The 25792-nt window shown below is 58.3% G+C and carries 24 protein-coding genes; 7 read left to right on the top strand and 17 right to left on the bottom strand.

What is annotated here, in order from left to right; translation table 11 throughout:
• Position 1 precedes the first annotated feature (1 nt).
• From ACP0GE_RS04505 to ACP0GE_RS04480, 6 genes are all read right to left on the bottom strand, one after another.
• On the bottom strand, positions 2-1552 hold the full coding sequence (locus ACP0GE_RS04505; RefSeq protein WP_424830803.1) for an efflux transporter outer membrane subunit: 1551 nt from the start codon (positions 1550-1552) through the stop codon (positions 2-4).
• 11 nt (positions 1553-1563) lie between these two features.
• Positions 1564-2709 carry an HlyD family secretion protein gene (locus ACP0GE_RS04500; protein ID WP_424830802.1) on the bottom strand — a complete coding sequence of 382 codons (1146 nt, stop codon included), beginning with the start codon at positions 2707-2709 and terminating at the stop codon, positions 1564-1566.
• Positions 2710-2730: 21 nt separating this feature from the next.
• The gene (locus ACP0GE_RS04495; protein ID WP_424830801.1) at positions 2731-3087 is read right to left on the bottom strand and encodes a DUF3302 domain-containing protein; all 357 of its coding nucleotides are present in this window, start codon (positions 3085-3087) and stop codon (positions 2731-2733) included.
• A 34-nt stretch (positions 3088-3121) separates the two neighbouring features.
• Complete coding sequence (locus tag ACP0GE_RS04490) at positions 3122-3691, bottom strand: disulfide bond formation protein B (protein WP_424830800.1); 570 nt, start codon at positions 3689-3691, stop codon at positions 3122-3124.
• Positions 3692-3701: 10 nt separating this feature from the next.
• On the bottom strand, positions 3702-3857 hold the full coding sequence (locus tag ACP0GE_RS04485; protein ID WP_424830799.1) for a DUF5993 family protein: 156 nt from the start codon (positions 3855-3857) through the stop codon (positions 3702-3704).
• Between the two features lie 110 nt (positions 3858-3967).
• Positions 3968-4729 carry a DeoR/GlpR family DNA-binding transcription regulator gene (locus ACP0GE_RS04480; protein ID WP_424830798.1) on the bottom strand — a complete coding sequence of 254 codons (762 nt, stop codon included), beginning with the start codon at positions 4727-4729 and terminating at the stop codon, positions 3968-3970.
• A 187-nt stretch (positions 4730-4916) separates the two neighbouring features.
• Between ACP0GE_RS04480 and glpD the strand changes: the two genes are divergently transcribed.
• Positions 4917-6506 carry a glycerol-3-phosphate dehydrogenase gene (gene glpD, locus ACP0GE_RS04475; RefSeq protein ID WP_424830797.1) on the top strand — a complete coding sequence of 530 codons (1590 nt, stop codon included), beginning with the start codon at positions 4917-4919 and terminating at the stop codon, positions 6504-6506.
• A 197-nt stretch (positions 6507-6703) separates the two neighbouring features.
• Positions 6704-7249, top strand: coding sequence for a DUF2087 domain-containing protein (locus ACP0GE_RS04470; RefSeq protein ID WP_424830796.1), 546 nt, complete (start codon positions 6704-6706; stop codon positions 7247-7249).
• Between the two features lie 38 nt (positions 7250-7287).
• On the opposite strand, the gene ACP0GE_RS04465 is transcribed toward ACP0GE_RS04470, so the two are convergent.
• From ACP0GE_RS04465 to metG, 3 genes are all read right to left on the bottom strand, one after another.
• The gene (locus ACP0GE_RS04465; protein ID WP_424830795.1) at positions 7288-10425 is read right to left on the bottom strand and encodes an efflux RND transporter permease subunit; all 3138 of its coding nucleotides are present in this window, start codon (positions 10423-10425) and stop codon (positions 7288-7290) included.
• A 3-nt stretch (positions 10426-10428) separates the two neighbouring features.
• Positions 10429-11523 (bottom strand): efflux RND transporter periplasmic adaptor subunit, encoded by a 1095-nt coding sequence (locus ACP0GE_RS04460; protein WP_424833808.1) that lies wholly within the window; start codon positions 11521-11523, stop codon positions 10429-10431.
• 362 nt (positions 11524-11885) lie between these two features.
• On the bottom strand, positions 11886-13604 hold the full coding sequence (gene metG / locus ACP0GE_RS04455; protein ID WP_424830794.1) for a methionine--tRNA ligase: 1719 nt from the start codon (positions 13602-13604) through the stop codon (positions 11886-11888).
• Positions 13605-13790: 186 nt separating this feature from the next.
• On the opposite strand from metG, the gene ACP0GE_RS04450 reads away from it, so the two are divergent.
• Positions 13791-14729 (top strand): hypothetical protein, encoded by a 939-nt coding sequence (locus ACP0GE_RS04450; protein WP_424830793.1) that lies wholly within the window; start codon positions 13791-13793, stop codon positions 14727-14729.
• A 43-nt stretch (positions 14730-14772) separates the two neighbouring features.
• Here ACP0GE_RS04450 and ACP0GE_RS04445 read toward each other — a convergent pair whose 3' ends face one another.
• The 7 genes from ACP0GE_RS04445 to ACP0GE_RS04415 form a co-directional block, all read right to left on the bottom strand.
• The gene (locus tag ACP0GE_RS04445; RefSeq protein ID WP_424830792.1) at positions 14773-15996 is read right to left on the bottom strand and encodes an MFS transporter; all 1224 of its coding nucleotides are present in this window, start codon (positions 15994-15996) and stop codon (positions 14773-14775) included.
• 81 nt (positions 15997-16077) lie between these two features.
• Positions 16078-16674 (bottom strand): YceI family protein, encoded by a 597-nt coding sequence (locus ACP0GE_RS04440; RefSeq protein WP_424830791.1) that lies wholly within the window; start codon positions 16672-16674, stop codon positions 16078-16080.
• Complete coding sequence (locus tag ACP0GE_RS04435) at positions 16671-17885, bottom strand: CynX/NimT family MFS transporter (RefSeq protein ID WP_424830790.1); 1215 nt, start codon at positions 17883-17885, stop codon at positions 16671-16673. Before ACP0GE_RS04435 ends, ACP0GE_RS04440 begins: the two co-directional genes overlap by 4 nt.
• Before the next feature lie 63 nt (positions 17886-17948).
• A complete protein-coding gene (locus tag ACP0GE_RS04430; RefSeq protein WP_424830789.1) occupies positions 17949-18569 on the bottom strand; it encodes an ImuA family protein in 621 nt (206 codons plus the stop codon).
• A 59-nt stretch (positions 18570-18628) separates the two neighbouring features.
• Positions 18629-19210: a retropepsin-like aspartic protease family protein gene (locus ACP0GE_RS04425; protein ID WP_424830788.1), complete on the bottom strand. Its 582-nt coding sequence runs from the start codon at positions 19208-19210 to the stop codon at positions 18629-18631.
• A 42-nt stretch (positions 19211-19252) separates the two neighbouring features.
• The gene (locus ACP0GE_RS04420) at positions 19253-19873 is read right to left on the bottom strand and encodes a MarC family protein (protein ID WP_424830787.1); all 621 of its coding nucleotides are present in this window, start codon (positions 19871-19873) and stop codon (positions 19253-19255) included.
• Positions 19870-21723 (bottom strand): ABC-F family ATP-binding cassette domain-containing protein, encoded by a 1854-nt coding sequence (locus tag ACP0GE_RS04415; RefSeq protein ID WP_424830786.1) that lies wholly within the window; start codon positions 21721-21723, stop codon positions 19870-19872. Before ACP0GE_RS04415 ends, ACP0GE_RS04420 begins: the two co-directional genes overlap by 4 nt.
• 108 nt (positions 21724-21831) lie before the next feature.
• Between ACP0GE_RS04415 and ACP0GE_RS04410 the strand changes: the two genes are divergently transcribed.
• Together ACP0GE_RS04410 and ndk are read left to right on the top strand one after the other, a co-directional pair.
• Complete coding sequence (locus tag ACP0GE_RS04410) at positions 21832-23034, top strand: multidrug effflux MFS transporter (protein WP_424830785.1); 1203 nt, start codon at positions 21832-21834, stop codon at positions 23032-23034.
• Positions 23035-23137: 103 nt separating this feature from the next.
• Positions 23138-23560, top strand: coding sequence for a nucleoside-diphosphate kinase (gene ndk, locus ACP0GE_RS04405; RefSeq protein ID WP_008757405.1), 423 nt, complete (start codon positions 23138-23140; stop codon positions 23558-23560).
• Between the two features lie 56 nt (positions 23561-23616).
• Here ndk and ACP0GE_RS04400 read toward each other — a convergent pair whose 3' ends face one another.
• Positions 23617-23964 (bottom strand): TfoX/Sxy family protein, encoded by a 348-nt coding sequence (locus ACP0GE_RS04400; protein ID WP_424830784.1) that lies wholly within the window; start codon positions 23962-23964, stop codon positions 23617-23619.
• Between the two features lie 123 nt (positions 23965-24087).
• On the opposite strand from ACP0GE_RS04400, the gene ACP0GE_RS04395 reads away from it, so the two are divergent.
• Both ACP0GE_RS04395 and ACP0GE_RS04390 read left to right on the top strand, forming a co-directional pair.
• Positions 24088-24273, top strand: a complete 186-nt coding sequence (locus tag ACP0GE_RS04395; RefSeq protein ID WP_424830783.1) for a hypothetical protein — start codon at positions 24088-24090, stop codon at positions 24271-24273.
• Complete coding sequence (locus tag ACP0GE_RS04390; protein WP_424830782.1) at positions 24270-25790, top strand: CHAD domain-containing protein; 1521 nt, start codon at positions 24270-24272, stop codon at positions 25788-25790. The genes ACP0GE_RS04395 and ACP0GE_RS04390 overlap by 4 nt, the downstream gene beginning before the upstream one ends.
• Positions 25791-25792 lie beyond the last annotated feature (2 nt).

Genomic DNA, 25792 nt, shown 5'->3' with positions numbered 1-25792 from the left:
GTCAGTTCAGGCTGGCACCGGTCGGGTCCTGCTGTAGCAGGTCGCCCCAATCGGTGCGATAGGCCATCTCGGCCAGAACGGTATCCGGCAGGAATTCCTGATTTTGACGGATTTGCCAGCCGCCGCCCAGACCTTTGTAGACCGCCACCAGATTGCTTGAGACCTGCTGGCGCGCCTCGATCAGATTGGCCTGCGACTGCAACAGCGCCGTTTGCGTGTTCAGAATGCGTGAATAATCGGCGATGCCATCGCGATATTGATCAACCGCGATCTCGGCGGCCTTGCGCGAGGCATCGACGCTTTGCTGATAGAATGTGACCTGCTTGCGGGCCTGCGCATAGGCTACCATCGCGCTTTCGACTTCGGAATAGGCGGTCAGTACGGTGTTCTGGTAATTGGCGATCAGCGCCTGATAGGCCGCGTCCTGCGCACGTACGTTGTTCTGGATGCGCCCATAGTTCAGCACATTCCAGACCACGCCCGCGCTGGCCAGATTGGTGGCGCTGTTCGAGCTGAACAGATCACGCCCGCCCGATGCTTGCAGACCGATCGAGCCCGACAGGATGAACTGCGGATACAGGTCGGCCATTGCAATACCCACCTGCGCCGACTGCGTCGCAGCCGCCAGTTCGGCTGCGCGCACGTCTGGGCGGCGGCGCAGCAGTTCGGCCGGAACTCCTACAGCCACATTGGAACGGGCCGTCGGGATGCGCCCGGAATTACCCAACAGGTTGGTCATACGCGAAGGTGTTGCGCCCAGCAGCACAGCCAGAGTGTTCTTGGCCTGTTGCAGGTCGCTTTCCAACTCGGGCACCAGTGCTTTGGTGTTGTTCAACAGGGCGGTGGATTCCTGCACGTCCAACTCGGTCGTGACGCCATTGTTGAAGCGCAGTTGTGTTAGGTCGTTCGAGACCTGTTGAATCCGAATATTCTCCCTCGCGACGACCAGCGCCTCTTGCAGGGACCGGATATTGATATACAGCGCGGCCACATCCCCTGTCAGGGTAACTAGCGCGTCATCGTAATTCGCCACCTGCAGCGCCAGATTGGATCGCGCGGCTTGCACCCCGCGTCGTTGTGCACCCCAAAGGTCCAGTTCCCACTGGGCGTCGAACCCGACTTGCGACGTTGAGAATTCTGTGTCCAGCGGAACGATCCGGCGGATGTCCGAAATTGGCCCCAGATTATCGCTGATCTGGCGGCGTTGCAGCGATCCACCGATGGCTTGTGACTGCGGATAAAGCTCGCCAAAAGCGATCCCCAGTTGGGCACGGGCCTGCAAGACGCGTGCACCCGCAACCTGCAACGACAGGTTCTGCGCATAAGCCTCGGCGATCAGCTTGTTAAGGGTGGGGTCGTTGAACGTCTCCCACCACTTGACCACCGGCGCGCTGCGCGAGGTCAGGCCGCTTTGCCCGGCGCTGGGGCTGTTGACCTCGATCCATTCCTTCACGACCGGAGAATTGGGGCGCACGAAATCCGGCCCAACCGGCGCGCATGCGGCCAGCGTTCCCGCGCAAAGGGCCGTTCCCAGTAACCGGCGGAGTGTCATGGTGCGCATCCTCAGATATCCAGCGGACGGATGAAGTTGGCGAAAGAGTAGAGACGGATGTTGATACGTCTCAGGAATTCAAAGCTCTGACCCATGCCGGTATAGATGGCCACTGCGGCATGCCCACCAGCCGGGAAGGTATGGCCTTCGGGCACATCAACGGTGATTTGCACAGCAATCCGACCGGGCAGTTTCGGAAGCTCAAAACGGGGCAGGCGGCCCGACGGAATGTACTGGCCTTGCCGGGTGGCCCACCAGATCGCCTCGACCTTACCCTTGAGAATCTCACCGGGGTAAAGATCCAGCGCGACCTCGACCTCTTGCCCCGGTTCAACGAACTTCAGGTTCTGCTGGCGGAAAGTAGCAAGGATATAAGGGTTTTCCTCGGTTACGAAGCTGGCGATGGCGCCAAGGCGGATGTCGCCGACAACCAGACCGGGGCGCGCCTGTTGCGAGACGATCATGCCGTTCTCGGGCGCGTAGATCGTCGTGTTTTCAAGGAAATACTCGGCCTCGGCAAGCTGGGCCTGCGCCTGTAAAATGCCGGTGTTTACCCCGTCGATCTGCGAGGCCTGTGCCAGGTTGGCCTTTTCCAGATTGGCCTCGGCCTGTTTGACCTGCGCCTGATCCTCGGCCACTTGTTCGTTCCAGCGATCCAGTTCGTCCTGTCGTGCACCCCCGGCGGGAACCAGATTTTCGTACCGTGCCTGCTCGGTCAGGGCATAAGCCAACTGCGCATTGGCGCGTTCGACCGCCTCAGTCTTGGCAATAACATCCTGCTCCAGAATCTTGGCGTTCTGCTCGGCTGCGACCAACTGAGCCTGCGCGTTGTCCACCGCCAGTGCAAACACCGTGTCATCAAAACGGTAGAGAGGGTCGCCCTTGGTGACTTGCGTATTTGGCTCGACCAGAACCTCGGTCAGGATGGTGGGCTGGGTCAGCTTGGGTACGATCTGAATGGTCGACCGAATAACGTGGCTGTCGACCGAGAAGGGTTGAAAGAACCGCAGGGCGACCAGAAAGATCAGCAGCAAGTGTGCGCCAACCCAGAAGGTAACAATCCCCCAGGCGACGTTGAACTTCAGCCACTCCATCTTGAAGAAGACGAACCAGACGAAGATGATGTAGAAAAGCGTGATGCCAAGGGCGACGAACATAGTGCTTTGTTTCCTTCGGCCTTAGCCTTGCTGCGTCTTGTCGGACGCGTCTTGGTATTCTTCTTTCACAGTACCACCCAGGCGCTCAATCTCATCGCGGATGGCTTTTTTCTCTTCATCGGGGCCGCGGCGCATATCGACCGTTACACCGTCATGGAAGGCCCAGATGAAAGCATGAACCCATGGGACAATAGCCAAAAACCCCATCCACCCCATGATCTTGACGGCCTCGGCATGTGGGTGATTGCGTTTGATCGCGATCCGTCCGGGTAATCCCATGATGAACAGAAACAGGCCCATGACCGCCGCCAGCAGCAAGATCAGTGCCACGAATGTCAGATAATCATAATAGCCCAGTGGTTGGCCCAGTAGTCCCATGCTCGTGCCTCCGGTAGGGAAGGTCGCCCCATCCTCAGTTGTTGGTGCCCATCTCGTCAATCAGTTTGTAGCTGGTCGGAGGGTCGGCGCAAATACCCGGGCCACATTCTACAAGCGTTGTCCCGGCATTCAGTACAGCAAGACCCAGCATGAGGAAAAAGGCAAACTTGGCCAGCGCGCTGTCACCAAAGCGGGGGGACCGGCGCGAGCGGTCCTCGTACTGGCGGTCAAACAGCAGCATAAAGGCGGTGCCCAGCAGGATCAGGAAAAAGCAGATCGCTGCCCAGGTGTAATAATGCAGCCCCAGTACCGGCGAGCCATAGTGCCCTGTGCCAGGTACGATATGCAGCAGGATCTGGCGGACTGCGACACTGCCACCAAACAGGGCTGCCATCAGCATCAGCGCATAATGCTGCGGTCGCGCGCCATAAAGAAGGTTAAGGCCAAGGCCCACACCCACGGCCACAAATCCAACCCGCTGGAGCAGGCACAGGGGGCAGGGCAGTTCGTACAGCATCAACTGATACACATAGGCCAATGTCAGCACCACGCTGACCGCCAGCATTCCAAGCGCGTTCAGTGTTCTGGACAGTTCCGGTGTCATTTCACGCTCCTTACAGCTGTATGGTCAGTTGGCTGGTTGCGTGGAACTTCAGCCAGTAGACACTCATCGCCAGCGTGACGAAGAACAGAGCGTTTGCCGCTTTGGTCATGTTAAAGTAGTTCAAACCCATCGTTGCCGTAAGTAATGCAAATAAAAGCGCAATCATGGCCCGGTTCTCCCCTCCCGTGCTCAAGTTTCAATGGTTTGGATAGTGTCAGCCCTGTGCACGTCTGGCAAGCAGCGAGGTGTCTCAATCGCGTAAAAAGAGATTTGCAGCTAGTCGCATTGAACGACGCGCGTCTGCCAGTTCTGACACAGGCGTGGCAGATCGTCGGGCAGGGGTGCATCGGTATAGATTGTATCGATTTCTGACATTGAGGTGATGCGGCCGGGGGCGATGCGTTGAAATTTGGACTGGTCGGCCACGAGACAGGTATGACGTGCCTGAGCGATGATAGCCTGGCTTGCCTGTACCTCTTGCAGATCGAAATCCAAAAGGTCCCCGTCCAGATCCAGGGCCGAACAGCCGATGATTGCCCGGTCGAACTTGAACTGGCGGATCGTGGACGCGGTCAGATTGCCGACAAGCCCGCCATCCGTGCGGCGCAGAGCGCCTCCGGCGACCACAATCTCGCAGTCGGGGTTTTCGACCAGAATGTTGGCGACGTTCAGGTTGTTGGTGACGACCATCAGGTTTTTGTGGCCCAGTAGCTGTCGCGCGACGGCCTCGGTCGTGGTGCCGATATTCAGAAAGATGGAGCTGCCATCGGGGATATCTTCGGCGCACCGCATTGCAATGCGTATCTTGGCCTCGGCGTTCAGCGCCCGGCGGTCTTCGTACCCGATATTCGAGACACCGGATCGCAAGACCGCGCCCCCGTGCACACGGTCAAGTTTGCCCGCGTCGGACAGCTCGGACAAATCGCGCCGAATGGTCTGAACTGTCACGCCGAACCGTTCAGCCAGATCGTCGACGGCCACGCGCCCTTCGGTGCCAGCGATTTCAAGGATGTCGGATTGGCGAAAGGATAAAGACATGCTGGAGTCCTGCGCAATTGCTGTTTTCGTTTTTGTTCTTTTTGAAAAAAATGGCAAGGGAAAACACGGTAATCATGAAAAATCACTTATATTGTCAAAAAGCGAAAATAAACGAAGAATTGCATTGATCTTTAGAAAGTCATTCCGATAAATGCTCGTGACCATGCTCAGCAGGGAATCACCGTACATGCAGGCCCAACAGGATCAGATCACGGACCTTTTTATCATTGGGGGCGGTATCAATGGCTGCGGCATCGCACGGGATGCTGCGGGTCGGGGATTGACAGTGGTTTTGGCCGAAATGAACGACCTTGCTTCGGCAACGTCTTCCGCTTCGACCAAGCTGTTTCACGGCGGCCTTAGGTATCTTGAGTATTTTGAGTTCCGGCTGGTCCGTGAGGCGTTGATAGAACGGGAAACCTTGTTGCAGGCGATGCCACATATCAGTTGGCCCATGCGTTTTGTATTGCCGTATCACGCGGACATGCGGTTTGACGCGGAAACGCCGACCTCGCGGTTGCTAAGTACGGTGATGCCCTGGATGCGGGGGCGCCGCCCGGCCTGGCTGATCCGGCTGGGCCTGTTTCTGTACGACAACCTTGGGGGTCGCAAGATATTGCCCGGCACCGCCTCTCTGTCCCTGCGCGATGTACCCGAAGGCGCCCCGTTACAGAACAAGTTTGAAACCGCATACGAGTATTCCGACTGCTGGGTCGAAGACTCGCGGCTTGTTGTCCTGAACGCCCGCGATGCCGAGGCGCGCGGAGCAAGGATTATGGTCCAGACCGAGGTGCTCTCGGCCGAGCGTGACGGGGACCTGTGGCGCGTGACGACACGGGATCGATCCAGCGGCGAAACGCGTGTGATCAAAGCGAAAATGTTGGTCAACGCGGGCGGTCCTTGGGTTGGGGACATCATTCACACCAAAATCCGTTCGAACTCGCGCGAAGGGGTTCGGCTTGTGCGCGGCAGCCATATTGTCACGCGGAAACTGTTCGATCACGACAAGTGCTACTTCTTTCAGGGTGAAGATGGGCGGATCATTTTCGCCATTCCATACGAGCAGGATTTCACCCTGATCGGCACCACTGATCAGGATCATCCCGACCCGGATCAGCGACCGGAATGCACTGAAGCAGAGCAAGAGTATCTGTGTGCGTTTGCGTCAAGGTACTTTGAACGCCCTGTGACCCGCGAAGATATCGTCTGGACCTATTCCGGTGTGCGTCCGTTGTATGATGACGGTGCCAGCAGCGCGACGGCGGCAACGCGGGACTACACGCTGAAAGTTGACGCGGATGGCGGGGCGCCGGTGTTGAATGTCTTTGGTGGCAAGATCACGACCTATCGCCGCCTTGCCGAAAGTGCACTGGATAAGATAGCCAAGCATTTCCCGGATGTGCCGGGACCCTGGACCGCCGGTGTGGCATTACCCGGAGGAGATTTCCCTGTGGACGGTGTACAGGATCTTATCGACCGGTTGGTATCGGATTACGGGTTTTTGGATGCCGCTTGGGCCGGCCGTCTGGTTCGCGCCTACGGGACCGAGGCGCGCAACATTCTGGTCGATGCCAAAGAAACAGGCGATCTGGGCGAAGATTTTGGCGCGACACTGACCGAGGCCGAACTGACGTGGTTGGCGGACAAGGAATTCGCTCGCACGGCCCAAGACGTGATCTGGCGGCGCAACAAACTCGGGTTGCGATTAAATGAAGATCAGGTCGCTCGCATTGACCGTTGGATGGCGGATCATGCGCAACCGGAAAAGGTTGCCTGAGCGAATTTCATTTATCCGCTTGGCCGAAAGTCCTGACCGTGTTAGCCATCTCGCACGGTCGGCAGACACCGAGGCGTCGCTGCTCTTATCCAGAGTGCTAAACCTGCCATAGACACGAATGACATCGCAAACCACAGGGCGTTGTTTCGTCAAGCCAGCGACCAACGATCGAGCAATACGCCCGATATGGATATGTGATGACTAAAACGGCCCTTCCGCTGCATGCAGACGACCTGACCGGGTTTGTGCGTGCGTTGTCGCGACAACTTGGTGAAACCAGCCCGTCGCATCTGAAACTTATGAACATGGTTGCCCGCGCCGCAGGCTTTCAGAACGTGCAGCATATGCGCTCGGCTACTGCGGCCCTTCGACGGATCGAAGCCCGAACGGATCAAGCTGCGCCGGACATGCGCTCGGTCGAGCGCGCGCTACGCCTGTTCGATGCGCAGGGCAGGCTAGAGCAATGGCATTCAAAACGTGCCGTCCAGACGATATCGCTGTGGGTGCTTTGGTCTGCGCTGCCTGCCGGAGAAGTGTTGCAGGAACCAGAGCTGAACGCATTGTTGATCGCAGAGCATTGTTTCGACGATCCCGCGATTCTGCGCCGGACCATGATCTCTTGCGGGTTACTCACCCGGCAGCGGGACGGAACGGATTATCAACGGGTTGAGCGTGAACCGCCGCCCGAAGCCAAGTCGGCCATCCGCGTCATCGCGTCCAGACGGCGGGCACGTCTGATGTAACGAAAAAGCCCCGCGTCTTGCGGGGCCTTTTTTACTGGTCAGGCCGCCTTTTCGGATGGGTCGGGATCGCTCTTGGTGCCTTTGATCCATTCCCTAAGCCCCTGCATCAGGGCGTACAGAACCGGCACCACGATCACGCCAACCAGCGTTGCCGCCAGCATGCCGCCAAACACGGCCACACCGATGGCTTTCTGGCTGGCCGCGCCAGCCCCGTTGGCCGCAAGCAACGGAACAACACCCAGCAGGAAGGACAGGGCGGTCATCATTACAGCACGGAAACGCTGATGGGCGGCTTCGGCCGCAGCGTCCCGGATGGACAGCCCTTTGGCGCGTTGCTCCATCGCGAATTCAACGATTAGGATGCCGTTCTTCGAGGCCAGCCCCACAAGCATGATCATCCCGATCTGCGTATACAGGTTGATGTCACTGCCCACGATCGCCACAGCAGCCACCGCGCCGAACAGCGCCACGACCACCGACAGCAGGATCGAGACCGGCATCGACCAGCTTTCATATTGCCCCACAAGGAACAGATAGCCGAACAGGATCGCCAACCCCAGAATGATGATCACCAGACTGCCCGATGCCAGCTGTTGCTGCGCTGTCCCGGTCCATTCAAACGCATATCCGGGGGGTAGGGCGTTGGCTGATTCCTCGGTCATCACATTGATCGCGTCACCTGTGGACAGGCCCGGCGCGGGCACCGCCGTCACCGTGGCCGACCGGAACAGGTTGTGCCGTTTCAGCAGCACCGGTCCCAGCACGTTTTCGACATCGATCAGCGTACCTAGCGGCACCATCTCACCCTTTTCGGACCGCACATATAGGTTCGAGATATCTTCGACATTGTCGCGATACGTCCCATCCGCCTGAATCATCACGCGATACACACGTCCGAACAGGTTGAAGTCGTTAACGTAATATGACCCCAATTGCGCCTGCATGGTCTGGAAAATCTCGGCAACCGAGACCTGTAGTGTCTTGGCCTTTTCGCGGTCCAGATCGACAAAGAGCTGGGGAACATTGGCGCGGAAAGTCGTATAGGCCTGACCAATCTCAGGCCTCTGGTTTGCGGCATAGACAAACGATCCTACAGCCGAAGCCAGATCCTGCGGTGTGCCGCCGCCTGTCTGCTGCACCTCCATCTCAACCCCGGCAGACATGCCAAGGCCCTGAATGGGGGGCGGGTTGAAGGCCACGATCGAGGCGGCGGATTCACCATTCGCGATAGCCAGAACTTTCTTCAGGATTGCATCCGCGCTCAGATCATCGTCCTGCCGTTCTTCCCAGTTGATCAGATTGACAAAGATCGCCGCCCCGTTGGTTGTGGTGCCGTTCAACAGCGAGAAGCCGTTGACCAGAACGGTGTTGGCCACGCCCGGTATCTGGCGAATCTGATCGTCCACGCGAGCGCTGACGGTTTCTGTCCGCTCCAACGTTGCCGCATCCGGTAGCTGGATATCCACGAACAGATACCCGTTATCCTCAAGCGGGATGAACCCGGCCGATGTATTCGACATGATCGTACCGGTGCCCATGGCCAGCACAACAATGATACCAAGGGCCGTAACCGGCAGGATCAGCAGCTTGCGCACGATGGCCACATAGCCGCTGCGGACCGTTCCGATGAACCGCTCGAACATCGCCAGAATACCTTTCGGCGGCCCGGACCGTGCGCGCAGCACCAGCCCGCAGAGGGCAGGCGACAGCGTCAGCGCGTTGATCGACGAGATCACCACAGCGGTCGAGATCGTCACCGCGAACTGCGAGTAGAGCCGTCCTGAGATACCGGGCATGAAGGTGACTGGAACGAACACGGCCAGCAGAACCAGCGTCGTGGCAATCACCGGGCCGGTGATCTGACCCATCGCCTTGCGCGTCGCCTCGGCCGGCGGCAGCCCTTCTTCTGCGATGATGCGCTCGACATTTTCGACCACAACGATGGCGTCATCCACCACGATCCCGATGGCCAGCACCAGCGCGAACAGAGAGATCGTGTTTAGTGACATGCCAAAGGCCAGCAAAAAGGCAAAGGTCCCGATCAACGACACCGGAATGGCCACCGCCGGTATGATCGTCGCGCGCCAACTACCAAGGAACAGGAACACGACCGAGATCACCAGGATGAAGGTCAGGATCAGGGTCGAGACCACGTCGTTCAATGATTGCTCGACGAAATCCGTGGTGTTGAAAGGGACAGCGTATTCCACATCGGTGGGGAAGGATCGCGACAACCGGTCCAACTCGGCTTGCACCCGTTCCGAGACCGCCAAAGCGTTCGCTCCGGGGGCTTGGTAGATACCGATCACAGTGGCCGGTACCGCCTGGAAATAACCCGAGGCGGAATAGAACTGCGCACCCAGTTCGACCCGCGCGATGTCCTTGACCCGAACAATGGCACCGGCGTCCCCGGTGCGGATCACAATATCGCCGAATTCCGCAGCCGAGGTCAGGCGGCCCTTGGTCTTGATCGTGTACTGAAAGGTCTGCCCCTCTGGCACCGGGGGTGAGCCGATCGAGCCCGCGGACACCTCGATATTCTGTTCCCGGATGGCGTTGATCACGTCGCCGGGCGTGATCGAAAGCGCCGCCATTTTGTCCGGATCCATCCAGATCCGCATGGCGTATTCCAGATTGGTCAGAACATCCGCCTTACCCACGCCCTGAACACGCGCCAGAGCGTCTTTCAGGTTGATCGAGGCATAGTTGGACAGAAACACACTGTCATAAGTTCCGTTGGGCGAGGTCAGTGTGACCAGCAACAGCATGTTGGTCGATGCTTTCTGAGTCACCACACCCGACGATGTCACCTCGGTCGGCAGCGACGACATGGCCTGTGCCACGCGGTTTTGCACGTTTACCGAGGCAATATCCGGGTCGGTTCCGACTTCGAAGGTGATGTTCAGCGAATAAGACCCGTTATCCGACGAGGTTGACGTCATGTAGATCATGTCGTCCACGCCGTTGACCTGCGCCTCGATCGGGGCGGCGACAGTGTTTTCAACGGTTTCTGCGTTTGCGCCAGTATAGGTCGCGGTCACGCTGACCACGGGCGGCGTGATGTCCGGGAACTGGGCCACCGGCAGAACCATATATCCGATGCCACCAAGAATGGTCAGCACCAGCGAGATGACAAGCGCCAGCTTGGGCCGGCTGATGAACAGGGCTGAGAACATCAGTTACTCTCCCGGCTGTTCAGAGGCCACGACCGCATCCACGGCCACGCCGGGGCGAACCCTTTGCAAGCCCTCGACAATCACGCTTTCGCCCTCGCGCAGACCGTCCGACACGATGATCGCTGTGCCAACCGTGTCGCCAGTGGTGATGTAACGCTGTTCGACCATCTGCTTGTCATTCACCACCAGAACAAACTCGCCACGCTGATCGCGTTGCAAGGCGGCTTGCGGGATCAGAACCTGTAGCGTCGGCTCCAGCGCTTCGATTTGTACATTCACAAATGCACCATCGACGATCAGGCGGTCCGTGTTGTCAAACTGCGCCCTGACGGTGATCGCCCCTGTCAGTGGATCAATGCGGTTGTCGACAAAAACGATCTCGCCGGTTTCATCCAGTTCGGCCCCGTTGGGCAAGGTAACGTGCACGTTGGGGCTTTGGTTGCTTTCGGCTAAAGAGGCCGGGTTTTCACCAAACTGCTGCAGGACCGAGGTGAACATCTTTTCATTCAACGAAAAGTTGACGTAAATCGGTGCTTCGCTAACCAGATTGACCAACGGCGGGTTGTTCGGCCCGACAACATCGCCGACGCTGGTCGTGATCCGACCGATGCGCCCGTCAAATGGGGCAGGGATTTTCGTGTAACTCAGGTCCAGATCGGCCTGCTGGATGGCGGCATTGGCCGCTTTGACCTCGGCCTCGGCCACCAGTTCGTTGGCGCGGGCAATGTCACGTTCGGATTCCGGCGTAGCGTCGCGTTTATACAGCTCTTCCTTGCGGGCCAAATCCACCTTGGCCAGTTCCAGATTGGCTTCGGCCCGGTCCAGATCAGCCTTGCGGGCCTGAAGCGTGGCCTCATAAAGATCGGGCTCGATGGTGAACAGCAGGTCGCCTTCTTTGACCTGTGCCCCGTCTTCGACTTCTCGACTATCGAGGAAACCGCTGACGCGGGCTACGATATCGACCTTGTTGATCGCCTCGGCACGCCCGATGAACACCGCTTCGTCGGTAATTTCCTGAGTATAGGCAGCCGCGATGGAAACCTTTGGTGGCGGCGCTTCACTTTGGTCCTGAGCGGTTGCCGTGTGTACCGCACCCATCAGTGTCAGAGCCGTGAACCACAGCCCAACTTTCCTGAGTTGCCCGTAATTTGTAAGGTTGAAATTAAGGAAAGCTGGGGACATGGCGTATGCCTCGTTCAAACTATGGATTATGCGCCGGGGCGCAATCAGGCCGCAGCGAGTCGTAGGAATTCCCTCGCAGGATGGCCGTTTTGGCGGCATATCTCAAGCTTCTTGAATACGTGGCGGGCAGTTTGGGTTTGGGGATTTTCCCTAATTATTGGCTGACTTACGTGTCAGACCTGAATGCAAATCCCCGGATTCAAACGGCGCACGCCATGAAAAGTTGGAAAACGAGGGCCAATCCGACCCTCGCGTGTTGCGCCACGCTGATGGCGACTTCAGTCGCGTGTTCCGGCGAACCGTGTCTGCCAGTCTTCACGCTGTTCGTCGGTGATTTTGGCGAACAAAACGTCCGGTACAGTGAACTGATGGCCCGCGGGCAGGGCGGTCAGCGCGGTGGCCACATCTTCGGGCCAACTTGTGTCGAGCGTGTTCATCGCACTCAGCATCCGGGCCGAGGTGTCCGGGATAAACGGCGCGCTAAGCACAGCGTAGAGGCGGATCAGGTTCAGGCCAAGACGCACCTGAGCGGCAGCTTGCTCGGGGTCTTCCTTGAAAGTCGACCAAGGTGCTGCAGCTTGCAGATATTCGTTGCCGGCGACCCAGATCGCCCGCAGCTCCTGGGCGGATTTACGGACATCCATCGCTTCCATATGGGTTTCATAGGCCCGTACACGGTCGTTTAGTTCTTTAATCAGCGCCTGCTCGCGATTGCCATGGGTGCCCCCCTCGGGCACAACCTCACCAAATTTCGAACGGCAGAATTTAGTGATGCGGCTGACAAAGTTGCCCAGTACATCCGCAAGGTCCTTGTTCACCGATTGCTGGAAGTTCTCCCAGGTGAACTCGCTATCGCTGCTTTCGGGCGCATGGCTCAGCAACCACCAGCGCCAATAATCGGCGGGCAGAATCTCCAGCGCCTGATCCATGAACACGCCTCGGCCCTGGCTGGTCGAGAACTGGCCGCCATCATAGTTCAAATAGTTGAACGATTTCAGGTGGTCGACCATCTTCCATGGCTCGCCCGAACCCAGAATGGTGGCCGGGAAGCTGAGCGTGTGGAAGGGGACGTTATCCTTGCCCATGAACTGAACGTAACGCACGTCATCCGCGCCTTTGTCAGTCCGCCACCAGCGTTCCCAATCGGCATCGGTCTTACCGTTGGCCTCGGCCCATTCGCCCGCGCAGGCGATGTATTCAATCGGCGCGTCGAACCAGACATAGAAGACTTTGCCCTCCATCCCCGGCCAGTCCTGATCGCCTTTCTTGACCGGGACACCCCAGTCCAGATCGCGCGTGATGCCACGGTCTTGCAGCCCGTCACCGTCATGCAGCCATTTCTTGGCAATCGATGTGGTCAGGATCGGCCAATCCGTTTTGCTGTCGATCCAAGCATCGAGCTGACCCTTCATCGCCGACTGGCGCAGATACAGGTGCTTGGTCTCGCGCACCTCAAGGTCGGTCGAACCTGAAATGGCCGAGCGTGGTTCGATCAGATCGGTCGGGTCCAACTGTTTGGTGCAGTTCTCGCACTGGTCTCCACGCGCACGGTCATAGCCGCAATTGGGGCAGGTGCCTTCAATATAGCGATCCGGCAAAAACCGGCCATCGGCGTTGGAATATACCTGTTTCTCGGTGACTTCGCGGATCAACCCGGCCTCGTCCAGCTTGCCCGCAAAATGCTGAGTCAGTTTCTTGTTCTGCTCGCTGGATGAGCGGCCAAAGTGATCAAAGCTCAGGCCAAAGCGCTTGGCGATATCGGCCTGAATACTGTACATCTCGGCACAATATTCTGCCACCGGTTTGCCTGCCTTTGCAGCTGCTAGCTCGGCCGGGGTGCCGTGTTCATCCGTGGCGCACAGGAACATCACTTCATTCCCCCGGGCGCGCTGATAACGTGCATACAGATCGGCAGGCAATTGCGAGCCGATCAGGTTGCCGAGGTGCTTGATCCCGTTGATGTATGGGATCGCCGAGGTGATGAGAATCCGGGCCATTTTGCGTTTCCACGTAACTAACTGCGCGCCCGTCTACAGTATGTGGCGGCTTAGCAAAAGCCCGGTTTCGTGCGCTTGGGGTTTCCGGGGCTCAATAATCGGCGTCAAAGCGAAATCGTCCGATCATTCGCGCAATGGGCGAGGGTGCTGTATGATGCTTTCGGGGATCGTTCAGGAGGGGGCATTATGCGATTACCGTTGAGTTGGATCAGTCTGGTCGCAGTCTTGGCTATGTTTGTGGGCGCAGATCACGCAGCCGCCGAACAAAAGGATGCTGGCGACGTTATCAAAGACTTCGATCACGCTATGCTGTCGATTTTTCACAAAGGGCAGGACGCGCTGACGGCTGAAACCCGCCCGGTGATGGTTATCGCGCGTGATGTGACGGTGGTTTCAAAAGACGGAGAGGCCACATATTCCAGAAACGCGCCGCAGTATCAGCTATTCAAATCAACGTCGCATGTTCTTTTGGGGATAATCGGGGCCGTTACGCCATGGCCCGAAGGAACAGCAGAAGACGCGCGTTGGCGAAAGGACTTTTCGACGATTGAGGCTGAAATCGACAAGTTTCTTGCGGCGATTGACGAGCTTGGGTTGTCCGGCGACACGGTGGTCAGCCAGAAAGAAATGTTGGAAACGGCCCGCAGCTTTGTCCAAAAATCTCTAAGCGAGGGCGAATTGACACGTCAGGATGTCTCTGACGCTATCAACACCATGCGACCGATATGGGCTGCCAACATGCGTGCGTCTGCGCGGGCCGAGTTGACAGCGCTGCACTCGGCGGTGTCCCAGGCCCGTGCCGCTATGAATGACGACGACTGGGCCCGGATGTATGTCGTGCATCACGGTGGGTCCAGCGTGGAAGACGTGAATGTGGTGCTGTTGTATCTGCAACGTGTGATGCCCGAGAAAGTGACCGCCGGTCAGGTGCTGTTCGCAGAAAACGCGCACGGCAATGATGCGTTGGTGAAATACGCTGGCTACGTCCGGATGCAGCGGCTGGTTGGTGCCTGGGCGTTTGGAGATCCGGCACGTATGGAAGTTGATCTGCTGGGCTATGAGGCAGGAACGGTTTTGGACGAAATGATACCTGCGCCGCCGCCATCTGCCGATATTACCGACTGACAAAGCCCATGCCGGATTCCGTTCGGGTCAGAGCCGCTTTGTCTCAGGGGTTTTCTCTGGATCGTTTCAATAGACTCCCGATTGTGAAGGATGTCCGGGGTGCATAGACATAATTCGTGCGATCCTCGGGTGTTGGGCGGGACCGCATTCGGGCCAACCCGAAAACAATCAGGAATACATGACCCATTGCCACAAAAGCGAACAGAGCGCCGGGGCCGAATTGTTGGATCAATGTGGACGAGACGTAGGGCGACGCAATAGCGCCCAGCGCGTACCAGAACATCAGCGCAGCGGACAATTCCACCCGCTGCTCGGTTGTTGCAAAGTCATTTGCGTGTGCCGACGAGACCGAGAAGATGGGAAAGGTCGTAAAGCCAAATATGCCTGCGGCCAGCATAACACCCAAGGTGCCTGCACCACTGGCAGCCATTGTGATCCCGCAGCTTAGAACAGCGGCGCCTGATAGGCAGATGAGTACCCAGCGTCTGTCATATTTGTCAGCCAGCCACCCCATCGGGTATTGGGCCAGCGCGCCACCCAGCACGAAAGATGCCAGGAAGAAGGCGATTTGATCTACGCCAAGTCCGACTTCCTGCCCATAAACCGGACCAACCATGCGGAACGAAGCCGAACCGAGGGCCGAGACGATCACGCCCGCAACAGCCAGTGGCGAGCTGCGCCATGCAAGTTTAGGCCGAAGGCGCGGGGCGTCAGGTGTCTGTGGTTGGCTGGCCCGGGTTAGGGTCAGCGGCAAAAGCGACGCGCAGCAGAGGATGGCCAGAAGGTTGTACGAGACATATGAGGCAGGTGGCAGAACGGCGATAATCAACTGCGCGCCCAAAGAGGCACTCATGTCCGCAATGCGATAGGTGCCCATGGCGCGGCCCCGGGTCTCGTTCGTGACTTTGGCGTTCAGCCAGGCCTCGATCACGGTGTAACACCCCGCAACGCAAGTGCCCGACGCAATCCGAAGCGCGGCCCAGATGTAAGGATTGTCGGTCAAGGTATGCCCGATCAGACCCATCGCGCCCAGGGCAGTGCAAACTGCAAATGCGCGTGAGTGGCCAATGGTGCCCATCAGGCGGGGCGCCCACCAACACCCAATGAAAAACCCAAGGAAATGAGCGGATCCGAGCAAACCGATCTGCTCGGTCGAAAAGTCCAGCGTCAGGCCCGAGATTGCATCCAGCGGCCCAACGCCCCCGGTCGAGAGTTGCAAAAGAATGACGGAAAGAAACAGGGCGGCAAATGAAATGATCGTGCGCATGATGGGCCTACCATGACGGCCCGCTGAAACCATGCGCGCGCCTATTCGACCTTTGCGCGTCGTTTTTTTGCTTTTCTGGTGTCAGCGCTTGCGCAGAATCTCGGCCCGTATGTTCAACCCGACCTCATCCTGCACCAAATCGGGAAAACCGGATGCGCCAAAGTTGTGACGATTGAGCGCGCCGGTCAGGCGAATGGACAGGCGGTCTAACGCATCCGAAGAACTGCCGGGTGGGCGATAAAGCCCCGCTTCCAGCGTAATAGGGCGGGTAACGCCGCGTAGGGTTAGGTCGCCGGTGATGAAAGCGCCTTCCGAGATGCGACCGGCCGGGCCAAGCTGAATTCTGGTCGAGGTGAAGCGGATCGTCGGAAACCGGTCGGCGTCCAGTACGCTGGGGCTCAGCATCGGGCCGCGGGCGAAGGGCAGCTTGGTTCTGGCGCGGGCGACATTCAAAATGACGTCGACCCGGCTGTTTTGCAGGCGTTGCGTGTCGACCTGAACGTCAGCAGCCTGGATTGGCATTGTCCCGGTCTGGGCGACGCCCGAAAGCTGGAACGTAAAACCGACCGACGTTTCGTCGGGTGCCAATACATAAGGGATCAATGCGGCCTGCGCCGGGCGTAACGACGGCAGCGCAGCAAGACCGGCCAGCACAGTGCGGCGGGTGATCCCGGTCATGCCAGTGCCTCAACCTTGCGTGGTCGGGAGCGGCCGAGCAGAACCAGCAGGATCACGATGTTCAGCCCGTTCCACAAGATGCCGTTTACAAACGCCAACTGGTAACTGCCTGAAATATCGTAGACCCAACCGGTCATCCAGCCGCCAAGCGCCATTCCCATGATGGTCATCATCAGCACAAAACCAACTCGCGCACCTGCTTCTTGCGGGGGCATGTATTCGCGGACGACCAGCGCGTAACTGGGAACGATACCGCCCTGTGACAGGCCGAACAGCAAACTGATGACGTATAGGGAGACCATGCCGTCATAGGGCAGGAACAAAAACAGGGCCACACATTGAAGAACTGCGCCGATCAGCAGGGTGTACAGCCCGCCCAGCCGGTCTGCGACAAGGCCAGAAACAATGCGACTGACCACGCCGCCCAGCAACATCAACGACAGCATTTCGGCACCCACAGCAGGGCCATAGCCCAGACCCACGCAATAGGACACGATGTGAACCTGCGGCATCGACATCGCCACGCAGCACGCAATCCCGGCGATACCCAGGATATATTGCAGAGTGCGAGGGGACAGGCCGACACTGTTGGCCCGCAGCCGCGCGGCGGTTGCAGCAGTGTTATGAGCTTCAGCCGGAACCTGGCGACGCAACAGCAGGGACAAAGGGATGACGGTGGCCAAGGTCAGCAACGCGAGGGTCAGATAGACCTGTTGCCATCCCTCACGCTCCAGAATGCCGGACAGAAGCGTCGGCCATATCGCGCCCGACAGATAGTTGCCGCTGGCAACCAGGGCCACGGCAATCCCGCGCCGACGTAGAAACCAATGCGAGATATCGGCCATGAGCGGACCAAACCCAACCGACGTGCCAAGCCCCAGCAGAAGATGTGCCAATGATAACAAGACCATGTTCGGGGCGATGGTTGCCAGCAGATAACTGGCTGCGCTGACCACCGACGCGCCTATAAGGGCTTGGGTGACACCGAGGCGATCCACCAGTTGCCCAAGCCACATATTGCCCAGGGCAAAACCGATCATGGTAAGCGTATAGGGCATGGATGCTTCGGCGCGGCTTGCTCCGAATTGCGACTCGATGGCAGGCATGACGACGATTACAGCCCACATTCCAACGGTGACCACCGTGGCGATGACCAAAGTGATCAGCAGCCGCAGCCAGGAATAACGGGTGTCGTGGATTGCGTGCGTCATGCCGGAACGCTAGGGCGTGCCCCGGGGTTTGACCAGTCACAAGTTGCGTGATCGGTGATGTGGTCAGACCGGGATGTCTTCTGTTTTCATTCGCTGCAATTGCAGACCGGCCCGGGCAGCGGTCATTGTCGCACGCCAACTGACCGGGGGCAGGGCGCGGGCGCGGCGGCGGGTCAGGGTCCAGCGTCTTGCCTCATCCTGATGTTGTGCGGCCATGTGCCAGCGCGTCTCAACCCCCTGCGCGCCACCGTCGCCGGGTGTCAGCAGCAGCCCGAGCGGAGCTTGCCCCATGGTGCCACCTTGTTCTGCGGCCAGATGCATTCGCCGTATTGGCGTCAGCCCCGGCGCGCCGGGCAGGTCACCGATGATCAACGGGATGGCACCACTGCGCAGCGCCTCTTCTATGCACCACAACAAGTCCTCAGCCCGGGTGGGGTGGACAAATATGAACCGGGCGGGATCGGCAAAGGGCATCATGCCATCGGGGTTCAGTTGGCCGGGCTCCCAAGCGGGGGAAATCCACAGAACCGGCCCTTGTGCCTGACCGGCCAGCCACATGGCAAAGCTGCGCCGGGCAGGGCCGCAGGCCTCGTGTACGCGGCCCAGTTGCAGGGTGATTTGCGGATGAAGGTTTATCCCCGGCGCCTCGCGCGCGGGTTTGCGGCCCAGAAGCTGTGTAGACATGGGCCAAACCTAGCATGTTCCGCATTTGTTCTCAATCGAAAATCACCGCCGCCAATGGGTTACCGCGACAGAATCAGGCGGCCATCGGAAAATTGAACGTTCGAGAATCGCTGCAGATATTCCATGCCCAGCAAAGGCTGATCCAGATCGCCTTCGGTAACCGAGGCCCCGATGTTGCGATCCGTGATCGGCCCAAGCTCAAGGCTGTCCAAGCGCACCGGGGCCGTGCGCACGACGCCATTGGCGGTCGAGGCCCGACCGATGTAATTTAGCTGGCCCGGATCGATGCCGATCCGTCTGGCATCATCTGCGTTAAGTACAATCTGACTGGCACCGGTATCGACCATGAATGTAATCGGTTCGCCGTTCACCCGCATCGGCAGATAATAATGTCCGTCCACAGAGCGGGGCACCTCGATCTGATGGTCGGATACCGTCATCTGAGGCGCGGGGTTGACCGTTGAACGTATATCGTCCCAAAGGCCGATCACCGCGATAACGCCGATAAAGATAAACACCCAGGCCGCGGCCATCTGCACGGTCTTGCCCAAGGATAAACGGTTCTGAGTCACAAACCACATCACAATGGCCGCGCCCAGCAGGGCCAGATAACTCAATTGCGCGATTTGATCGCCATTCATGTGCTCACCCGAATAATGCTTTCATCTTCCCAATATGGGAATTCAGGCTGCGAATCCAAAGGCCTTGAGGCCATCAAGGATGAACTGAACCGACAAAGCAGCCAGCAGCATGCCTAGCAGACGCGTCAACACATTCAGCCCGGTTTTGCCAAGAAGGCGCGCAATACCGCCCGAGGACAGGTATACCACATACACCATGGCCAGCACGACCAGCATCATGCCAACAACCAGACCCAGACCCTGAAGGCCGGGTTGCTGGCCTGCCAGCAGGATCATCGTCGCAATCGAGCCTGGGCCCGCAATCAAAGGGATTGCCAGAGGAAAGATCGAAGGGTCCGGATGTTCCTCTTCTTCGGCACTGTTTGCCCGCCGCTTGGTGCGGCGCTCAAACAGCATGTCCAGAGCGGTCAGGAACAGCAGAACGCCACCCGCGACCCGGAACGCGGCCATCGAGATACCGATGAACCCCAGAAGGGCTTCGCCAAAAGCGGCGAACAAGGTCAGGATGCAGCCTGCGGTCAGACAGGCCCGGATCGCAATAGACCGGCGCGTGTGCGCGTCCATGCCTTGGGTCAACGCTACGAAAATCGGCGCCTGAGCCGGCGGGTCGAGGACCACGAAAAGAGTTGTGAATGCGGTAATCAGGAAAGCGGTGTCAATCATGCTGCTGTCTCTGCCTGCTCAAGCCGTTCGGCGGCGGCAACCCAAAGGGATTCGGCTTTTTGCATGGCTTCGGTCACTTCGGCGAATTTTCGGTTCCAGGTTTCAAGATCGTTAATCTTGTCGTCTTCATACAATGCGGGATCGGCCAGTTTGGCCGATAGCTTTTCATGCATATCCGTCAGCTTTTCAATCCGATCCTCGCATTTACGCAAATCAGAGCGCAGGGCCAGCATTGCTTCGCGCGAGGGGCGCTTGGGCTTTGCCGTCTGCAGCTTTGCCTTCACCGGCTTGTCGCGGGCAAGCAGCAAGGCGCGATAGGCTTCCAGATCATCCTCAAAAGGTTTCACCGTGCCATCGGAAACAAGCCACAAGCGATCCGCGACCAGAGACAACAGGTGCATATCGTGGCTGACCAGCACAACCGCGCCGGAATAGGCGGTCAGAGCCTCGACCAGAGCCTCGCGGCTTTCGATATCCAAATGGTTGGTCGGCTCGTCGAGGATCAGCATATGCGGCGCGTCGATGGTGGCGATCAGAAGCGACAGGCGCGCTTTCTGGCCACCCGACAGCCGCCCGACCTCGGTTTCCGCCTGGTCTGCGTTCAGGCCAAACCCAGCCAGACGTGAACGCCACTTGCCCGGAGCCTCATCAGGGCGCAGGCGGCGCAGGTGGTCCAGAGGGGTTTCGTCTACATACAGTTCATCGACTTGATGCTGCGCGAAGTAACCGATGCGTAGCTTGTTGCTGCGGGTCATCTTGCCTGCCATCAGGGGCAGGCGATCCGACAGCAGCTTGGACAGGGTCGATTTGCCCTGACCGTTCTTGCCCAGCAGGGCGATCCGGTCGTCCTGATCGATACGCAGGTTCAGGCGGCGCAGCACTTCAGTTTCGCCATATCCGGTGATTCCGCCTTCGATCTGGATGATCGGGGGCGACAGTTCCTCGGGTTCAGGAAACGAAAACGCGCGCAACGCGGCCTCTTGCGGGGTCGAGACCAGTTGGATGCGTTCGATCATTTTCAGACGCGACTGAGCCTGCACGGCCTTGGAGGCTTTGTAGCGGAAGCGGTCTACGAAGCTTTGCAAATGGGCGATGCGGGCCTTGGCCTTGGCGTTCTCGGATTCGGCCTGCGCCAGACGTTCCGCACGGCGCTCGGCGAACTTGTCGTAAGGCACCGCGTAATAGGTAAGTTTGCGGTCCTCCAGATGCAGGATCGATCCCACGGCACGGTTCAACAGCCCGCGGTCGTGGCTGATGATAATGACCGTGTGCGGATACTTCGCCAGATAGCTTTCCAGCCACAGCGCGCCTTCGAGGTCCAGATAGTTGGTCGGTTCATCCAGCAGCAGCAGATCGGGCTGAGAAAACAGCACCGCCGCTAGAGCCACGCGCATCCGCCAGCCGCCCGAGAAATCGGCGCACGGCTTCAACTGGTCCTCATCGTCGAACCCCAGCCCTTTGAGGATCGAGGCCGCACGCGCTTCAGCCGACCAGGCGTCGATGTCGGCCAGACGGGTCTGGATGTCGGCAATCCGCGCGGGATCTTCGGCATTTTCAGCCTCGGCCATCAACGCGCTGCGTTCCGTATCGGCGGCCAGCACGGTGTTGATCAGCGACACATCGGACGAGGGAACCTCTTGCGCCACCCCACCAATCCGGGCGCGCTTGGGGACCGAGATGTTGCCCGATTCCAGCGCCAGTTCGCCCCGGATCAGGCGGAAGAGGGTGGTCTTGCCGGTGCCATTCCGACCCACAAGGCCGACCTTGTGGCCATCGGGAATCGTCGCACTGGCCCCCTCGAACAGGGGGCGGCCTTCAACGGCATAAGTGATGTCTTCGATCCGTAACATGGACCGCTCTTAGCAGAGCCGAGATGCAGCCGCCAGCGGCTTGGCATGTTCAAGCGCCGGGCAATGTGTTAGCGCTGTGTCGTTTGCTTTTCTGAACCGGATTTCACCATGCGCGCGGCCCAAACGCCTCCATCTTTGATCACACTGATCTTTGCTACTGCGCTGTCGGTACTGTCGCTGAACATGTTCCTGCCGTCCCTGACACGTATGAGCGTGGATTTTCAGGTGGATTATGGCCTCGTGAATCTGTCGGTTGCCGGGTATCTGGCTGTCTCGGCAGTTTTGCAACTGATCATGGGGCCGCTGTCGGATCGGTTTGGGCGTCGACCGATCCTGTTGATCTGCATGGCAATATTCGTGGCCGCCTCGATCGGTTGCGTGCTGGCCGAGACGATCTGGGTTTTCCTGGGATTTCGAATGATACAAGCGGCGGTTGTTGCGGGGCCTGTGCTGTCCAGTGCCTCGATCCGTGATCAGTATCCACCCAACGAAGCGGCCAGCAAACTGGGATATGTCGCAATGGCCATGGCGCTGGCACCTATGCTGGGGCCGATGCTGGGCGGCGCGCTGGATATGCTGTTTGGCTGGCGTGCCGGATTTGTACTGTACTCGGTGCTTGGGGCAGGGCTGCTGATACTGCTCTGGGCTGACATGGGTGAGACCAATACCAACCGATCTTCGACCTTCGCGGCTCAACTTCGGGAATACCCGCATCTGTTCCGGTCCCGCCGTTTCTGGGGCTATGCCCTGTGCGCGGCCTTTTCCATCGGAGGGTTCTTCAGCTTTATAACAGGCGCACCCCTTGTAGCCGCTGCGTGGTTTGACCTGAGCCCGGCGATGTTAGGGCTGGGTATTGGCATCATCACCGGAGGCTTTATGGTCGGTAACTTCATTACCGGGCGCATCGCGGCGCATACGCGGCTGACGACGATGATCCTGATTGGCCGCATTATCGCGTCGACCGGGCCATTTCTTGGCTTGATACTGTTTATCGCCGGTCTGGGTTCGGTTTGGGTGTTCTTTGGTTCGGCCATCTGCGTCGGGTTTGGAAATGGGCTGACCAACGCCAATGCCTCCGCAGGCGTCATGTCGGTCCGCCCCAAGCTGGCAGGCAGCGCGGCAGGGTTGTCCGGGGCAATGATCGTTGCGCTGGGCGCGATACTGACCTCGATGACCGGTGCGTTTGTCAGCCCCGAGAACGGCCCCTTTCTGGTGCTCAGCATGATGTGCGGCAGCAGTTTCATTGGCCTGCTTGCTGTGCTTTACGTTCGCCGGGTGGATCGGCAAGAGCCACTGCCAGACACGATCTGAACGCTTAGGCATCATTCCACTTTTCTTGAAGCAAATACCATGTTAGGCGGCGCGCGATGGATTTCGGCGCGCATCTCGCGCCACATTGTAAGGAGAGGCCGACATGGCACTGGAACGCACATTCTCGATCATCAAACCCGATGCAACCCGCCGCAACCTGACTGGCAAAATCAACGCCAAGTTCGAAGAAGCTGGCCTGCGCATCGTGGCACAAAAGCGCATTCACATGACCAAAGCTCAGGCAGGCAAGTTCTATGACGTCCATGCCGAGCGTCCGTTCTATGACGAACTGTGCGAATTCATGTCGTCGGCACCGGTTGTTGTTCAGGTTCTGGAAGGCGAAGGCGCCATTGCCAAGAACCGTGAAGTCATGGGCGCAACCAACCCTGCAGACGCAGCCCCCGGCACCATCCGCGCCGAGTTTGCTGAATCGGTTGGCGAAAACTCGGTCCATGGTTCGGACGCACCCGAGACTGCCGCTGTCGAGATTGCCTACTTCTTCTCGGGCATCGAGCTGGTCGGCTAATTTGCCGTCCGTGAAGTGACTTAGGGCCGCTCCGGTTTCAGGGCGGCCTTTTTTGTTCAAAGCTGCTTCAAATCATCCTGTGTAACACGAACGCCCACGGCGTCCAGATCTGAGATCATCTGGGATTGCGGCGTCGCCCGCACCTGCGCTTTGAGAGTATCAAAGCGCTGACGCAAGGCCTTTTTCTCTTCGCCTTTGCAGTCATTCCAGGGGCGCCCCTGTAATCCCATGACCAGCACGTAATACCCGATGAAATGAGGTTTTGTCCCGGCTTGCAACAGCCGGGCGTAAGCTGCATCAGGCCCAAGATCGCGCAACTGTTGCGCCGAATGAATGCCCGCGCGGGTACAGGCCTGTTCGAAGGCTGGGCCAAGATTTCGGATGGATGAGACCGGATCGGACATGCTTTTGTCTTAACGCCGTTACCTTTCACTGTCACCTTCGGTTTCCGTTGGGTCAGCTTCCAAAGGGCTTGATATCGCAGCCAAAGCGCAATTTCATGACGTCATGCTGTCATGGAGGTGGGGATGTCCAAGGACAGGGAAGGTGGTGGCAAACCTGGCAAAGGCAAGACAAACACGTCTTTGCGTCTGGAAGGAAAAACCCTCAAAGCGTTGAAAATTCGTGCGATCGAAGAAGGGACCAGCGTCCAAAAGATTGTCGAAAGACTGGTGAATGAGTATCTGGGCGCGCCTCGAAAGGGCAAGTCATGACGCGCAAATTAAACGGTTTTCTTGTGCTCAACGGGGCTATCGATGCGCTTGATATCTCGCGCTTGCCCAAGGGGTTGACCGGGCAAGTTGAAGTGGAACGTACGTCAAAGGCTTTCCGAATTCTTGATTGCCACGATCAGTCTTTAAGCTCCTGTGGGCGCATATTGATCGAAAGTGGCGGCATGCTGCGTCTGTTTCAGGAGGACGGACAGGTTTGCGTGCAGCGCGCCGCGGGAAAAGGGCGCTTTGTGCAGGAATTGCCCGACGGTCCGGTTCGTGCGGCCCTTAGCGATTTTCCAAGATTGCGGGCGCTTATTGAAGTTGGCGCAGGTGTGTTTGAACAAAACGCGATTGTCATTCTGGATGATCTTCAGAAAACCGTGGTGCGGGGTGTGGCGATAACACTGACCTCTGATGCGAGGCAGGTGACACTGGTGCAGTTGGAACGTCTGCGGGGGTACGGCGGTGAATTTGAAAAATCCTGTGCTGCACTGAGCCTGAACTGCGTTAAGAATGCCGATTTAGGCGCTGTATTTACTTTACTCTTTCCTGACCAGAAAGTGTATCAGGCAAAGCCGAGCGTCCAACTGGGAAAGAACGAACCCGCCATTCAGGCCGCAACCGATATCATTCGCACCTTCCTTGATGTTGCACGTCAGAACGAAGCCGGAGTGGTCGCTGACATAGATACCGAGTTTCTGCACGACTACAGGATCTCGCTGCGTCGGGTTCGATCGGTCCTAAGCCTGTTCAAGGGTGTGTATTCCGATGACCTGACTGCGCGCCTTAAACGGATATTTTCAGACCATATGGCACCAACGGGACGCCTGCGTGATCTGGATGTCCACCTTCTTGAGAAAGATAATTATTTCAGCCTTGTACCGCAATCTCTTCATGCTGGTTTGGAGGAGATGTTTAGCCGCTTCGAAACGGAACGCCGCAAAGAACGGGCGAAACTGTCGCGCCGGTTTCGCAGCGCTTCCTACAAGCACGCTATGCAGGCTCTGAGCGAGGAGTTTCAGGATCATCGAAACCTTGAGGCGGGTCCGACTGCTGAAACAGGTGCCTATGACTATGCCCGGGCGCTGATCTGGAAACGGTATCGCAAGGTCTGCAAACTGGCCCGTAGTATTTCTCGGGAAACGCCGGATGATGTGGTGCACGAACTGCGCATCCATTGCAAGAAACTGCGCTATTTGATGGAATTCTTCGCGCCGTTGTTTGATAAAGCCGCTTTCAAAATCATCATCAAGCCATTGAAAAAGCTTCAGGATAACCTGGGCAATTTCAACGACTGCTCGGTCCAGCAAGAGGCGCTGCTGGACCTGATCAATCAGACAACCACCCGAGCAGGACAGACGAACGGACAGCTTGCCATGGCGGCCGGTGGACTGATCGCTGTGCTGAGCCAACGACAACAGGCAGAGCGTGACCGGGTTGTTGCGAATTTCGAGCATTTTGACAGCCCCAAAATCCGCCGCCTGTTCCAAAGCTTGTTTCACGCGTCGGAGGACTGAGG

It is taken from the genome of Ruegeria sp. (assembly GCF_965243365.1).
Classification (GTDB): domain Bacteria; phylum Pseudomonadota; class Alphaproteobacteria; order Rhodobacterales; family Rhodobacteraceae; genus Ruegeria.
The sequence above is the reverse complement of the archived record's forward strand: the minus strand, read 5'-3'. Positions and strand labels throughout refer to the sequence as shown.